General features: G+C 62.2%; 7 protein-coding genes and 1 pseudogene. 2 read left to right on the top strand and 6 right to left on the bottom strand.

Annotated features, from left to right (window positions below):
• Positions 1 to 66: 66 nt before the first annotated feature.
• A pseudogene (locus AB4N98_RS12640) lies at positions 67 to 257 on the bottom strand (Lrp/AsnC ligand binding domain-containing protein); the annotation flags it as partial.
• Between the two features lie 71 nt (positions 258 to 328).
• Here AB4N98_RS12640 and AB4N98_RS12635 point away from each other — a divergent pair.
• The gene (locus tag AB4N98_RS12635; RefSeq protein ID WP_065879220.1) at positions 329 to 6,139 is read left to right on the top strand and encodes an alpha-2-macroglobulin; all 5,811 of its coding nucleotides are present in this window, start codon (positions 329 to 331) and stop codon (positions 6,137 to 6,139) included.
• Entirely contained in the window at positions 6,120 to 8,417 is a 2,298-nt protein-coding gene (gene pbpC / locus AB4N98_RS12630) for a penicillin-binding protein 1C (RefSeq protein WP_065879219.1), read from the top strand. Before AB4N98_RS12635 ends, pbpC begins: the two co-directional genes overlap by 20 nt.
• A gap of 39 nt (positions 8,418 to 8,456) precedes the next feature.
• On the opposite strand, the gene AB4N98_RS12625 is transcribed toward pbpC, so the two are convergent.
• From AB4N98_RS12625 to AB4N98_RS12605, 5 genes are all read right to left on the bottom strand, one after another.
• Complete coding sequence (locus AB4N98_RS12625; RefSeq protein ID WP_017528664.1) at positions 8,457 to 8,822, bottom strand: hypothetical protein; 366 nt, start codon at positions 8,820 to 8,822, stop codon at positions 8,457 to 8,459.
• 61 nt (positions 8,823 to 8,883) lie between these two features.
• A complete protein-coding gene (glmS, locus tag AB4N98_RS12620) occupies positions 8,884 to 10,716 on the bottom strand; it encodes a glutamine--fructose-6-phosphate transaminase (isomerizing) (RefSeq protein ID WP_017528665.1) in 1,833 nt (610 codons plus the stop codon).
• 10 nt (positions 10,717 to 10,726) lie between these two features.
• Positions 10,727 to 11,494 (bottom strand): DeoR/GlpR family DNA-binding transcription regulator, encoded by a 768-nt coding sequence (locus AB4N98_RS12615; protein WP_017528666.1) that lies wholly within the window; start codon positions 11,492 to 11,494, stop codon positions 10,727 to 10,729.
• A 164-nt stretch (positions 11,495 to 11,658) separates the two neighbouring features.
• Entirely contained in the window at positions 11,659 to 13,026 is a 1,368-nt protein-coding gene (gene glmU / locus AB4N98_RS12610) for a bifunctional UDP-N-acetylglucosamine diphosphorylase/glucosamine-1-phosphate N-acetyltransferase GlmU (RefSeq protein ID WP_460149488.1), read from the bottom strand.
• A gap of 123 nt (positions 13,027 to 13,149) precedes the next feature.
• Positions 13,150 to 13,566 (bottom strand): F0F1 ATP synthase subunit epsilon, encoded by a 417-nt coding sequence (locus AB4N98_RS12605; RefSeq protein WP_005792601.1) that lies wholly within the window; start codon positions 13,564 to 13,566, stop codon positions 13,150 to 13,152.
• Between the last annotated feature and the right edge of the window lie 25 nt (positions 13,567 to 13,591).

The raw sequence follows: 13,591 nt of genomic DNA, 5'->3' as shown, positions 1-13,591 counted from the left end.
CACACCGCCCCAAAACCCAATGAAGATCAAAATGTGGGAGGGGCTTGCCCTGGGCAAGCCCGCTCACTACAAGAGCATTTGTCCCGGTAGATGCCCCAGCGGCATCGGACCTGGGGTTTTCACCGTCTGAATCGCAAAATTGCTGCGAATGTCGCGCCCCCCGGCAGCTTCAACAAACTGCCGGTCACAAACCGCTCATACCCGCGCAGATCCGGCACCACCACCTGCAACAGAAAATCCGACTCCCCCGACACCAGGAAGTATCGGCGACATCTTTTGTAGCAAAGACGCGTGTAAGATACGCCGCACTTAGCCAGGGATGCTCGCCATGTTCGATTCGCTCAAAGCCATCAGCCGTCGTGTTGTCGGTGTGTTTTTGACCGTGGGGAGGGCCGTTTTCGGACAGTGGCAGCCGCCAAAGTGGCTGCGCGCCGTCGGCCGTGGCATGGCGACCCTGGGGGGCAAAGCCCGCGCTTATCCGCGCCAGACCGGTGCCGGAGTGCTCGGCCTGGTGCTGCTCGCCGCTGCGGGTTTCTACGGCTGGCACTGGTATTCCAACCTGCCGCAACCGCACACCGCGAGTTATTCGCTGCACAAACCGAACCTGACCGACTACACCCAGCCAACGCCGGTTGTGGATAACTTGCAGGTGCGTTTCGGCGAGTCCGTGGCGCCACTGGCGGCCATCGGCAAACCGGTGACCGAGGGCATTACCCTCAAACCCGAGGTTGCCGGCACCTGGCGCTGGGCGGATGACCGCAGCCTGTTGTTCGTGCCGGACAAAGACTGGCCTGTCGACGCGCATTACACCCTGGACCTGGCAAAGAAAAACCTGCTCGCCGACGGCGTCTTGCTCGACCAATACAGTGCGCAATTTTCCACCCAGCCGTTCCGCGCCACCCTGGCGCAAAACGAGCTGTACCAGGACCCGTCCAATCCAACGCTGAAACAGCTGGTGGCGACCTTCCATTTTTCCCACCCGGTAGATGAAGACAACCTACGCAAACGCGTAACGGTCAGCCTCGGCAAAGGCTTGGCCTACCGCGACGCCCAGTTGCCCAACCGTGCGGAAATCACCTTCGACGAGAAAAAACTCAACGCCTACGTACGCTCCGCCGCCCTGGCCACGCCGCTGGAAAGCACCCCGGTCAGCGCCAGGCTCGATGAGGGCATCAAGGCGCGTGACGGTGGCAATGCCAGCACCGCACCGTTGGTAGCGGAAGTTACCGTGCCCGGCCGCTATCGCCTGACCTTTACTGGCGCCGAAGTCAGCTTCGTGGACAACGAGCGCGGCGAGCCCGAGCCGGTGCTGATGTTCAGCAGCTCCAGCGCCGTGGCCGATGAGACCATCGCCGGTAAGGTGCAAGCCTGGCTGTTGCCGGAAAAAGCCCAGGACGACACCCGCCCCTATAACACCAACGAGATCGACGACGCGCTGCTGGCCCGCAGCACCAAGGTCACGCTGACCCACGTGCCCAGCGTCGAACCGCTGAACACCCTGCACGCCTTCAAGTTCAAGGCTCCGGCCGGTCGTGCGCTGTATGTACGTGTGCCCGCCAACCTGGAAGCTATCGGTGGCTATCTGGCGAAGAATCCTACGGCGTCGCTGGTGAGCATGCCGGCGTATCCGCGCACATTGCAGTTCTTGTCTGACGGCGCGTTGCTCAGCCTCAATGGCGAAAAACGCCTGGGTTTCATGGCCCGTGGCGTACCGGGTGCCCATGTGGAAATCGCCCGCCTGTTGCCCAACCAGTTACAACACCTGGTGGACCAGAGCAGCGGCAGCTTTGCCCGGCCCAACTTCGGTAACGAATACTTCGATCGCATGGTCGAGCGTCAGACGTTGGACATCCCGCTGTCGTCCAACGACCCAGCCAAAACCGTCTACGACAACGTGGACCTGAGCCACTACCTCACCGCCAACGGCGGCCGGCGCGGTATTTTCGTGCTTAAGCTCAGCCCCCAGGATGAACCGGCCGAACGCACATTCGACTACAACCGCAGCAGCACCAGCGACCTGCGGTTTATCGTGGTGACTGACCTGGGCATCATCGCCAAACGCTCCAGTGACGGCAGCCACGACGTGTATGTGCAGTCCATCGGCAACGGTTCGCCGGTGGCCGACGCACAGGTCGACATCATTGGTCGTAACGGTTTGCCGGTGAGCAGTGGGCACACTGACGGCGAAGGCCATGTGCATTTCGCCAAACTGGATGAACTGCGCCGTGAGAAAACGCCGCTGATGTATGTGGTCAGTCGCGGTAATGACCAGTCGTTCCTGCCGATTGCCCGTCAGTCCCAACAGCTGGATTTGTCGCGCTTCGATGTAGGCGGTTTGGAAGAAGACGGCGCGATTGATCGTCTCAGTGCCTACCTGTTCAGCGACCGTGGCCTGTACCGGCCCGGCGAAACCGCGCATTTGGGCATGATCGTGCGCAGCGGCAACTGGAAAGGCGCCTTGCAAGGCCTGCCGGTGGAGCTGCAAATCACTGATCCGCGCGGCCTGGAGGTCATTCGCCAACCGCTGAAATTGTCGGCCAGCGGTTTTGAGACCTTTGATTTCCCGAGCAGCGAAGTCAGCCCCGCCGGGGAATACACCGCGACCTTGCAGTTGATTGGCCAGAAGCAGACCCGTACCGACCTGGGCAGTGTCAGCTTCAAGGTCCGCGATTTCGAGCCGGACCGCATGAAGGTCAGCCTGAGCCTGCACGACACACCGGTGCAAGGCTGGATCCCGCCGGACCAGGTGGTGGCCAAAGTCACTGCGATGCACCTGTTCGGCGCCCCGGCGACAGGCCGCCGCGTCACAGCGAAGATGGCCCTGAGCCCGACCCTCGCGGCCTTCGAACGCTACCCCGATTACCGCTTCCGCCTCAACGACTCCCTGGAAGACGCCAGCACTGAAGACTTGGCTGAAACCACTGTCGACGATAACGGCCAGGCCGTGCTCGACCTCAACCTGCAACGCTTCGCCAACAGCACTTATCGCCTGCAAGTGATGACTCAGGTGTTCGAGGCCGAAGGTGGGCGTAACGTGGCGGCGCAAAGTGCGTTACTGGTGTCGTCCGCGCCCTACCTGGTGGGTGTGAAAAGTCAGGATTCACTGTCGTACGTCGCCAAGGACGCCCCGCGCCAAGTGCACTGGCTGGCTGTAGCGCCGGACCTGACACCGCTGGCGGTGGAAGGCCTGACCAGCGAAGTGGTCGAGCACCGTTATGTGTCGGTACTGGTGAAACAGTCCAATGGCACCTACAAGTACGAGTCGCGCATCAAGAACATCAGCCAACCGGCTACGCCGCTGGTGATGACCAAAGACGGCGCCAGGCAGAGCCTGAACACCGGCACGCCGGGGGATTTCACCCTGCAACTGAAGGATGCCAACGGCAACCTGCTCAACCAGATCGATTACAGCGTGGCCGGGCGCGGCAACACCTCGCGTTCGCTGGAGCGCAACGCCGAGCTGCAATTGCGCCTGGATAAACGCAGCTACGCCAGCGGTGACGAGATCGCCATCAGCATTCGCGCGCCGTACACCGGCGCGGGCTTGATCACCATCGAGCGGGACAAGGTCTACACCCAGCAGTGGTTCAAGGCCGACAGCACCAACAGCGTGCAGCATATCCGCGTGCCGGCAGGGCTTGAGGGCAATGCCTACGTCAACGTGCAATTCGTGCGCGACATCGGCTCGTCCGAGGTTTACATGAGCCCGCTGTCCTACGGCGTGGTGCCCTTCAGCATCAACCTGGATGCGCGGCGCATGGCGCTGAAGGTCGAAGGCCCGGCGAAGGTCGAGCCGGGGCAGACCCTGGATATCAAGGTCAATGCCGACCGTCCGGGCCGTGCGGTGGTGTATGCCGTGGACGAGGGCATTTTGCAGGTGGCGCGCTACCAGACGCCGGACCCGTTGGGCTTCTTCTTCCAGAAACGTGCGCTGGAAGTAGGCACCAGCCAGATTCTTGACCTGATCCTGCCGGAATTTTCCCGCCTGCTCAGTGGGGCGGCGCCCGGCGGTGATACCGACGGCGCACTGGCCAATCATCTCAACCCGTTCAAACGCAAACATAAGCCGCCAGTGGCGTGGTGGTCCGGGCTGGTGGACTTACCGGCCGGCGAAACCACTCTGCATTACGAGGTGCCGGACAGCTTCAACGGCAAGTTGCGCCTGTTTGCGGTGGCGGTGGATACCGACAGCGTGGGCGTCAGCGAGGCCACGACCGACGTGCGCGGGCCCATCGTGATCACGCCAAACGTACCGGCCTTCGTCGCGCCGGGGGACGTGTTCAACGTCAGCGCCGGGGTGTTCAGTAACCTCGACGCGGCGGCGGATGTGAAGTTCGAAGTGCAGACCAGCGCCGGCCTGGTGGTGCAGGGCGACAAGGGCAGCACCCTGTCGCTGCAACCGCGCAAGGAAGGCACTGCCGAGTTCAAGATCAAGGTCGGCGACACCCTCGGCTCGGCAGACCTGCGATTTATCGCGGTATTGCCGGGCGGCAAGCGCATCCAGGTGGCGGAAACCACCTCGATCCGCCCCTTGAGCGAACACCGCGTGGCCCTGAGCCTGGGCCGTTTCGATAGCGCCAGCAAAGAGCTTAAACCGACGCGTGAGCTGTTCAGCCAACTGCGCGACGTGCAGTTGGGCGTGGCCGCTTCGCCGCTGGTATGGGCCAACGGCCTCAAGCATTACCTGGATGACTATGGCTACGCGTGCACCGAACAATTGGTGTCCAAGGCCATGCCGGCGTTGATCTGGGGCGGCACCGCACCCGAGGCCGAACAGGCCTTCGCCGGCGCGGTGCGCATGCTGCGCCAACGCCAGAACCAGGCCGGCGGTTTCGGTTTGTGGGCCGCCAACCCGGACGTGGCGCCCTACGCCAGCCTGTACGCCACCGACTTCCTGATCGAAGCCAGGGAACGCGGGCTGCCGGTACCGGAAGATGTGTTGGTACGCGCCAATACCTATCTGACGGACCTGGCCAATGGCCCCAGCGAAGGCCTGTCGGAATTGCGTAACCGTGCCTACGCCAGTTACCTGCTGAGCCGTCAGGGGATTCTGGTAAGCGGCGCCTTGAGCGATATCCGCGAACGCTACGAAAGCTACTTCAAAGACAGCTGGCAGAACGACCTGGGCGCCGCTTACCTGGCCGCCAGCTACAAGCTGCTCAAGCAGGATCGCCAGGCCGACTCCTTGTTCCGCAAAATCCCGTGGCGTTCGCTTGTGGATAAGTGGGACAGCGACGGCCTGTACTACGACCCGCTGGTGCACGATGCCGAACACTTGCACCTGTTGGCGCGCCACTTCCCCGAGTTGATGGATGATGTGCCCACGGCGCTGCTGGACAAGCTTGGCAAACGTCTCAACGAGCAACGCTACAACTCGCTGTCGGCGGCCCTGTTGCTGCGTGCCCTGGACAACTATGGTCAGCGCGCGCAAAGCGACATGACCCTCAAGGCCACCGCCTGGTTGGGCGACAAGCAGCAACAACTGCTGGAAATGGCCGGCCAGCCGCCGCGAGCCGCCGTACCGGGCACCACGCAAAAGCTGGTGATGGAAAAATCCGACGGCCCGGCGGCGTTCTACATGCTCAGCGAAGCCGGTTTTGATAAAGGCGCCAAGCTCAAGGCCATCAACAACGGCCTGGAAATCATCCACGAATACCTCGACCTCAAAGGCGAGCCGGTAAGCAAAGTCGCGGTGGGCGATGAGTTCCTGGTACGTCTGCGCCTGCGCGCTACCGACCGTGACCAGGTGCAGCAAGTGGCGGTCGTCGACCTGCTGCCCGGTGGCGTCGAGCCTGTGTATAACTTGCCGCCGGAGCCGGACCCGCAAGCCGACAGCAGCGAGGAAAGCGAAGGCGAGGAATCCGAGTACGTGCAAGCCAGCGAAGAAGAAGCCGACACCTGGCAAGCGCCAATCGGTGAAACCGAGCTGAGCAACTGGCAGCCGGACTACGTGGATGTACGTGATGATCGGGTGGTGCTGTACGGCACCGCGCTGCGCGATGTAGGTACTTTCGTTTACCGCGTACGTGCTACCAACGCCGGCACGTTCAATACGCCACCGGCCTACGCCGAAGGCATGTACGAAACCACCCTGCAAGGGCGCGGCAAAGTAGGCCAGCTTGAAATTACCAAGCCTTAAACGTCTGACACCGCTGCTGGCAGCAGCGGCGGTGCTGGCGGGGTTGCGGTGGTGGCCCCATGCGCCGCTGGAACAAGCCGTCACCTCCTCCAGGGTGGTGCTGGCTGACGATGGCTCGCTGTTGCGCATGACCCTCGCGGATGACGGCCAATACCGCCTGTGGCTACCGCTGGAGCGGATTTCGCCGACATTGGTCGAGGCGTTGCTCCTCAAGGAAGACCGCAATTTCTACTGGCACCCAGGGGTCAATCCTGCGGCGTTGCTGCGTGCGGCCACGGCCACTTACAGCGGCGGCCAACGCCAGGGCGGCTCGACCTTGAGCATGCAACTGGCACGACGCCTGTGGGACCTGAACACCCGCCAGATCCCCGGCAAAGTGCAGCAGATGGCGTTGGCGCTGTGGCTGGAGGCGCGCTACAGCAAGCACGACATTCTTGAGGCCTACCTGAACCTGGCCCCCATGGGCGGCAATATCGAAGGCGCCGAGGCGGCGAGCCGCATCTACTTTGGCAAATCGTCGGCGCAGTTGTCGTTGTCCGAAGCCTTGGCATTGGCGGTTATCCCACAACAGCCGGGGCGGCGCGCGCGCTTCGGCCCCTCGCTGCAAACCGCGCGGCTGCGCCTGATGAATGACTGGCGCGAAACTTATCCACACGACCCGCGCAATGACAGTTTGCTGGACTTGCCGCTGGAGGCGCGCAACCGCCAGCAGATCCCGTTTCTGGCGCCGCACCTGAGCGAACAACTGTTGGCGTCCCAGGCCGGCAATGAATTGAATAGCACCCTTAACCTGCCCTTGCAGCAGTTGCTCGAACGCCTGATCACCGGCTTTATTGCCGAGCGGCGCAGCACCGGCGTGGAAAACGCCACGGCGATCCTGATCGACAGCCGCGACCAGAGCGTCAAGGCCCTGGTGGGTTCGGCGGATTACTTATCCACAGGCATCCACGGGCAAGTGAATGGCGTGCTGTCGCGCCGCTCGCCAGGGTCGACGCTCAAGCCGTTTCTCTATGGGCTGGCGCTGGACCAGGGGGTGATTCACCCCATGAGTATCCTTAAGGACTTGCCGAGTAACTTCGGCTACTTCCAACCGGAAAACTTCGACGGCAGTTTTGTCGGGCCGCTGACCGCGCGAGATGCCTTGATCCGTAGTCGCAATATCCCGGCGGTGTGGCTGGCCAGCCAGGTTAAATCGCCTTCGCTGTATGGGTTGCTGCAACGCGCCGGTATCAAGGGCCTGCGCGACGAAAGCCATTACGGCCTGGCCTTGGCGCTTGGCGGCGGCGAGATGACCCCCGAGGAGCTGGCGCGGCTGTATGTGATGCTGGCTGGCGACGGGCACCTGCGGCCGTTGCGCTACTTGCAGGAGCAACCGCAGGCCACTGGTGCGCAACTGCTCACGCCCCAGGCAGCCTTTATGGTGCGCGACATGCTGCGCCGCAACCCGCGCCCGGATGGCCTGCCCGCCCGACAGTGGCGCACCGCATGGAAAACCGGCACCTCGTGGGGCTTTCACGATGCGTGGAGCGCCGGCCTGGTCGGCCCCTACGTGCTGGTGGTGTGGGTGGGCAACTTCGATGGCCGGCCGAACCCGGCGTTTATCGGCGCCAAGACCGCCGCGCCGCTGTTCTTTCGCATCGCTGACGCCCTGCCGCTGGCCTTGCCGACGGTGGCGATCAAAGCCGATAAACCACCCGCCGGTCTGGTGCGCATCGACGTCTGCGCGGCGTCGGGCGAGCTGCCCAATCGCTGGTGCCCGCAAACCCGCAAGACCTGGTATATCCCTGGCGTCTCACCGATTCGCGTGTCCAACCTGCATCGCCCGGTGCTAATCGACACCCGCACCGGCAAGGCCGCCTGCCCGCCGTTCGACCCGCAGTACACCCGCGAAGAAATCTTCGAATTCTGGCCCAGCGACGTGCAACGCCTGTACCGCGCCGCAGGCCTGCCTCGCCGCACGCCGCCGAACGTGATGAAAAATTGCCGGCCCAACCGCATCAGCGACCAGAGCGAGGCGCCGCAGATCCGCTCACCGCTGACTCAAGTAAGTTATCAGTTGCGCCTGTCCCAGCCCCAGGAAAGCATCCCGTTGAACGCGAATGCGGCCAGCGATGCGGCGACGCTGTATTGGTTTGCTGATCAAACCTTGATCGGCCAGGGCCCGCCGCAAACCACACTGAACTGGCGGCCGGGCAAGTCCGGGGAGTATCGGTTGCGGGTGAGCGATGATCAGGGGCGCACTGCGAGTCGCGGGTTGAGGGTGGAGTTTGTGCCTTGAGTGCCTCAATACCTTTGGAAGGCTGGTGAGCCGAGGAGGCTACTCAACCAGTTCACGATAATCGGACTCCCCTCCCCCCACCGCACCCGACAACCACCCCCAAACAAAACTCAGGGTAGTGCGCCCAGACTTATCCACAGCCACTGTGCCGCGCGACCAACCGGACAGCAGTTCACCGTCCAGCGTCAGGCACTGGAAAAGCAGCTCGATGGTATCGGCGCCAGTTACGCGTCCGACTTGCGTGCCCAAGCGAATTCGACCGCCCTGGTAGGTACTGGAAATAGCGTCACCCTCGACCCGGTAGTGAAACACCGTGCCGGCGCCGGATAGCCCGTGGGTATTGTGGCTGACCGCAAATCGGCGATTGTGCAAACGCTCGCCGAGTTGGGAAAAGACAGGTGTCATCACTGTCGCATCCTTGCGTGGGCGCCTGGAGATCCAACGGGGCCTCCAGGCGCAGGGCGGGTTATTCCACGGTCACCGACTTGGCCAGGTTGCGCGGCTGGTCGACGTCGGTGCCCTTCAACACCGCCACGTAGTACGACAACAACTGCAGCGGGATGGTGTAGAGGATCGGCGACAGGGTGTCGTTGATATGCGGCATGTTGATGACGTGGGTACCTTCGCCATTAGTCATGCCGGCCTTCTCGTCAGCGAAGACCACCAGTTGGCCGCCACGTGCGCGCACTTCCTGCAGGTTGGATTTGAGCTTTTCCAGCAGTTCGTTGTTCGGCGCGACGGTGACCACCGGCATGTCGTCATCCACCAGGGCCAATGGGCCGTGTTTGAGCTCACCGGCCGGGTAGGCTTCGGCGTGAATGTAAGAGATTTCCTTGAGCTTGAGGGAACCTTCCATCGCCACCGGGTATTGCGCGCCACGGCCGAGGAACAGGGTGTGGTTTTTGTCGGCGAACAACTCGGCGACTTTTTCCACAACGCTGTCCATGGCCAGGGCTTCGCCCAGGCGGGTCGGCAGGCGGCGCAGTTCTTCCACCAGGGTGGCTTCGACGCCGTCGGCCAGGGTACCGCGCACTTGGCCCAGGGACAGGGTCAACAGCAGCAGGCCCACCAGTTGGGTAGTGAAGGCTTTGGTAGAGGCCACGCCGATTTCGCGACCGGCCTGGGTCAGCAGGGTCAGGTCTGACTCACGCACCAATGAGCTGATGCTGACGTTGCAGATCGCCAGGCTGGCGAGGAAGCCCAGCTCTTTGGCATTACGCAGGGCGGCCAGGGTGTCGGCGGTTTCGCCGGACTGGGAGATGGTCACGAACAGGGTATCGGGCTGCACCACCACTTTGCGGTAGCGGAACTCGCTGGCCACTTCGACCTGGCACGGGATGCCGGCCAGTTCTTCCAGCCAGTAACGGGCAACCATGCCGGCGTGGTAGCTGGTGCCACAAGCGACGATCTGCACATTGCGCACTTTGGCGAACAACTCGGCGGCTTGTGGGCCGAACGCGTTGACCAGCACTTGCTTGTCACCCAGACGACCTTCCAGGGTGCGTTGCACCACGGCCGGTTGCTCGTGGATTTCCTTGAGCATGAAGTGGCGGTATTCGCCTTTGTCGGCCGCTTCGGCGCCGTCGCGGTATTGCACGGCTTCGCGCTCGACGGAGTTGCCGTTCACGTCCCAGATCTGCACGCTTTCGCGGCGAATGTCGGCGATATCGCCTTCTTCCAGGTACATGAAGCGGTCAGTAACCTGGCGCAGGGCCAGTTGGTCGGAGGCAAGGAAGTTTTCCCCCAGGCCCAGGCCGATCACCAGCGGGCTGCCACTGCGGGCGGCAACCACACGGTCAGGTTGGCTGGCGCTGATTACGGCCAGGCCGTAGGCGCCATGCAGTTCCTTGACTGTAGCCTTGAGCGCGGTGGTCAGGTCGCTGTGGTCCTTGAGCTTGTGGTTGAGCAGGTGGGCGATGACTTCGGTGTCGGTGTCGGAGGTGAACACATAGCCCAGGCCCTTGAGCTGTTCGCGCAGCACTTCGTGGTTTTCGATGATGCCGTTGTGCACCACCGCCAGGTCGCCGGAGAAGTGCGGGTGGGCGTTACGTTCACACGGGGCGCCGTGGGTTGCCCAGCGGGTGTGGGCAATGCCCAGGCGGCCAACCAGCGGCTCGCCGGCCAGGGCCTGGTCCAACTCACTGACCTTGCCTGGGCGACGCACACGCTCAAGCTTGCCGGCGTTGGTGAAAACCGCCACGCCCGCGCTGTCGTAGCCGCGGTATTCCAGGCGCTTGAGGCCTTCGATCAGGATGGCGGTAACGTTACGTTCGGCAACTGCGCCAACAATTCCACACATGGTGCTTCTCCTAGATGATTGCCGCGCATATCAGCGTAATGCCGCGGGCTTGGATCTGGTCGCGGGCCTCAAGCGGCAGGCGATCATCGGTAATGAGGGTATGGACGCTGCTCCAGGGCAGCTCCAGGTTGGGAATCTTGCGGCCGATCTTGTCGGACTCGACCATCACCACCACTTCACGGGCGACCTCGGCCATCACACGGCTCAGGCCCAGCAGTTCGTTGAAGGTGGTAGTACCGCGCTCCAGATCGATGCCATCGGCGCCAATGAACAGTTGATCAAAGTCGTAGGAGCGCAGTACCTGCTCGGCGACCTGACCCTGGAATGAATCCGAATGCGGGTCCCAGGTGCCGCCGGTCATCAGCAATACCGGCTCGTGTTCCAGTTCGCTCAACGCGCTGGCCACGTGCAAGGAATTGGTCATCACCACCAGGCCGGGTTGGTGCCCGAGTTCGGGGATCATGGCGGCGGTGGTGCTGCCGCTGTCGATGATGATGCGGGCGTGTTCGCGCAAGCGCTTCACGGCAGCACGGGCGATGGCACGTTTGTAGGTTGAGATGGGTTGGGCAGGGTCGCCGACCAGTTCCTGGGGCATGGTGATCGCGCCACCGTAGCGGCGCAACAGCAAGCCATTGCTTTCCAGCGCGGCTAAATCCTTGCGGATGGTGACTTCTGACGTTTCGAAACGCTTGGCCAATTCGTCCACGCTGACTTCGCCTTGTTCGTTGAGCAAGGTCAGGATGTTGTGGCGTCGTTGGGGTGTATTTCGTTTCGACATGGCAGTGATAAGTTTCGTTTCGAAAGATAACGAAGGCAATCAAAACCTATTAGCGAAAGATCGTCAAGCGGTGGGCTTGATTTTTTATACGTCATATAACAAGTGTGGGAGGGGGCTTCCCCCTCCCACATTGGAGATTTGCTGGCCTTTAGGCTGTGGATAACTCAGGTCTTTTTGATTTTAACCGGGCGTTTCCAGCCGTCGATGTTGCGTTGGCGGGCGCGGGCGACACCCAACTGCAAGTTATCCACATCCTGGTTGATGGTGGAGCCGGCCGCCGTTGTGGCACCGTCGCCTACGCTCACCGGCGCCACCAGCGAATTGTTGGAGCCGATAAACACGTCTTCACCCAAGACAGTCTGGTGCTTGTTGGCGCCATCGTAGTTGCAGGTGATGGTGCCGGCGCCGATGTTGGTACGTGCACCGACAGTGGCATCGCCCAAATAGGTAAGGTGACCCGCCTTGGCGCCCTCGCCCAAGTGGGCGTTTTTCAGTTCGACGAAGTTACCCACATGGGCCTTGGCTTCTAGCACGCTGCCAGGACGCAACCGCGCAAACGGCCCGGCATCGCTGCCCTCGCCCATCACCGCACCGTCAATGTGACTGTTGGCCTTGATCACCACGCCCTTGCGCAGGGTGCTGTCCTTGATCACGCAGTTCGGGCCAATCACCACGTCGTCTTCGATGATCACGCGGCCTTCGAGGACCACGTTGATATCGATCAATACGTCGCGGCCTACCGTGACCTCACCGCGTACATCGAAGCGAGCCGGGTCGCGCAGGGTGACGCCCTGGGCCATCAGGCGGCGGCCTTCGCGCAGTTGGTAGTGGCGCTCCAGCTCTGCAAGCTGCTTGCGGTCGTTGGCGCCCTGCACTTCCATCGGGTCGTGGGGCTGCTCGGTGGCGACCACCAGGCCGTCACTCACCGCCATCTCGATGACGTCGGTGAGGTAGTACTCGCCTTGGGCGTTGTTGTTCGACAGGCGGCTCATCCAGTCGGCGAGCTTGTTGGCCGGGACGGCGAGGATGCCGGTATTGCCTTCGGTGATGGCGCGTTGGGCTTCGCTGGCGTCCTTGTGTTCCACGATGGCGGCGACCTTGCCGTCGGCATTACGCACGATGCGTCCGTAACCGGTGGGGTCTTCCAGTTCGACGGTGAGCAGGCCCATCTGACCAGGCACTACGTGCTTGAGCAGACGTTGCAAGGTTTCCACTTCAATCAGCGGCACGTCGCCATAGAGGATCAGCACCGTGTCGGCGCTGATGAACGGCACGGCTTGCGCGGTGGCGTGGCCGGTGCCCAGTTGCTTGTCTTGCAGTACGAAATTCAGGTCATCGGCGGCCAGACGTTCACGTACCACATCGGCACCGTGGCCGATGACCACGTGGATACGTTGCGGACTCAGCTGCCGGGCGCTGTGGATAACATGGCCAAGCATGGAATTACCGGCCACCGGGTGCAGCACCTTGGGCAGGGCCGAACGCATACGGGTGCCCTGGCCTGCGGCGAGAATGACGATTTCAAGAGACATGAATGGCTACCAATCCTGGGCGGTCCGGCTTCAGACCAGAGAAGTGTTTTGCAAAAAAAGAAAAAGGGTAGCCGAGGCTACCCTTTTTAATCAATCGCGCATGAAGCATGACGGCGTGGCCGCTTACTTCTTGCGGATCTGCTGGAGAGTACGCAGCTGGGCTGCGGCCTCGGCCAGACGGACTGCAGCAGCGCTGTAGTCGAAGTCTGCGCCTTTTTCGTTCAGCGCCTTCTCGGCAGCCTTGACGGCTTCCTGAGCGGAGGCTTCATCCAGGTCGCCAGCACGTTGCACGGTGTCGGCAAGTACCTTGACCATGTTCGGCTGAACTTCGAGGAAACCACCGGAGATGTAAAACACCTCCTTTTCCCCGCCTTGCTTGGTCAACGTGATCGGACCTGGCTTCAAGCTGGTAATCAACGGGGCGTGACCCATGGCGATACCAAGATCACCCAGGTCGCCGTGCGCTGTTACAAACTCGACCAGACCGGAGAAAATTTCTCCTTCCGCGCTGACGATATCGCAATGGACTGTCATAGCCATCTGATTGCCTCAACCTGATGAGCGC

Source organism: Pseudomonas sp. S3_E10, assembly GCF_054667615.1.
This window is presented reverse-complemented; position numbering and strand designations above follow the sequence as displayed.

Bases quoted from the DNA above. Each gene is read 5' to 3' on its own strand.
- AB4N98_RS12635 (WP_065879220.1), top strand. From the start codon at position 329: ATGTTCGATTCGCTCAAAGCCATCAGCCGTCGTGTTGTCGGTGTGTTT.
- AB4N98_RS12625 (WP_017528664.1), bottom strand. From the start codon at position 8,822: ATGACACCTGTCTTTTCCCAACTCGGCGAGCGTTTGCACAATCGCCGA.
- glmS (WP_017528665.1), bottom strand. From the start codon at position 10,716: ATGTGTGGAATTGTTGGCGCAGTTGCCGAACGTAACGTTACCGCCATC.
- AB4N98_RS12615 (WP_017528666.1), bottom strand. From the start codon at position 11,494: ATGTCGAAACGAAATACACCCCAACGACGCCACAACATCCTGACCTTG.
- glmU (WP_460149488.1), bottom strand. From the start codon at position 13,026: ATGTCTCTTGAAATCGTCATTCTCGCCGCAGGCCAGGGCACCCGTATG.
- AB4N98_RS12605 (WP_005792601.1), bottom strand. From the start codon at position 13,566: ATGGCTATGACAGTCCATTGCGATATCGTCAGCGCGGAAGGAGAAATT.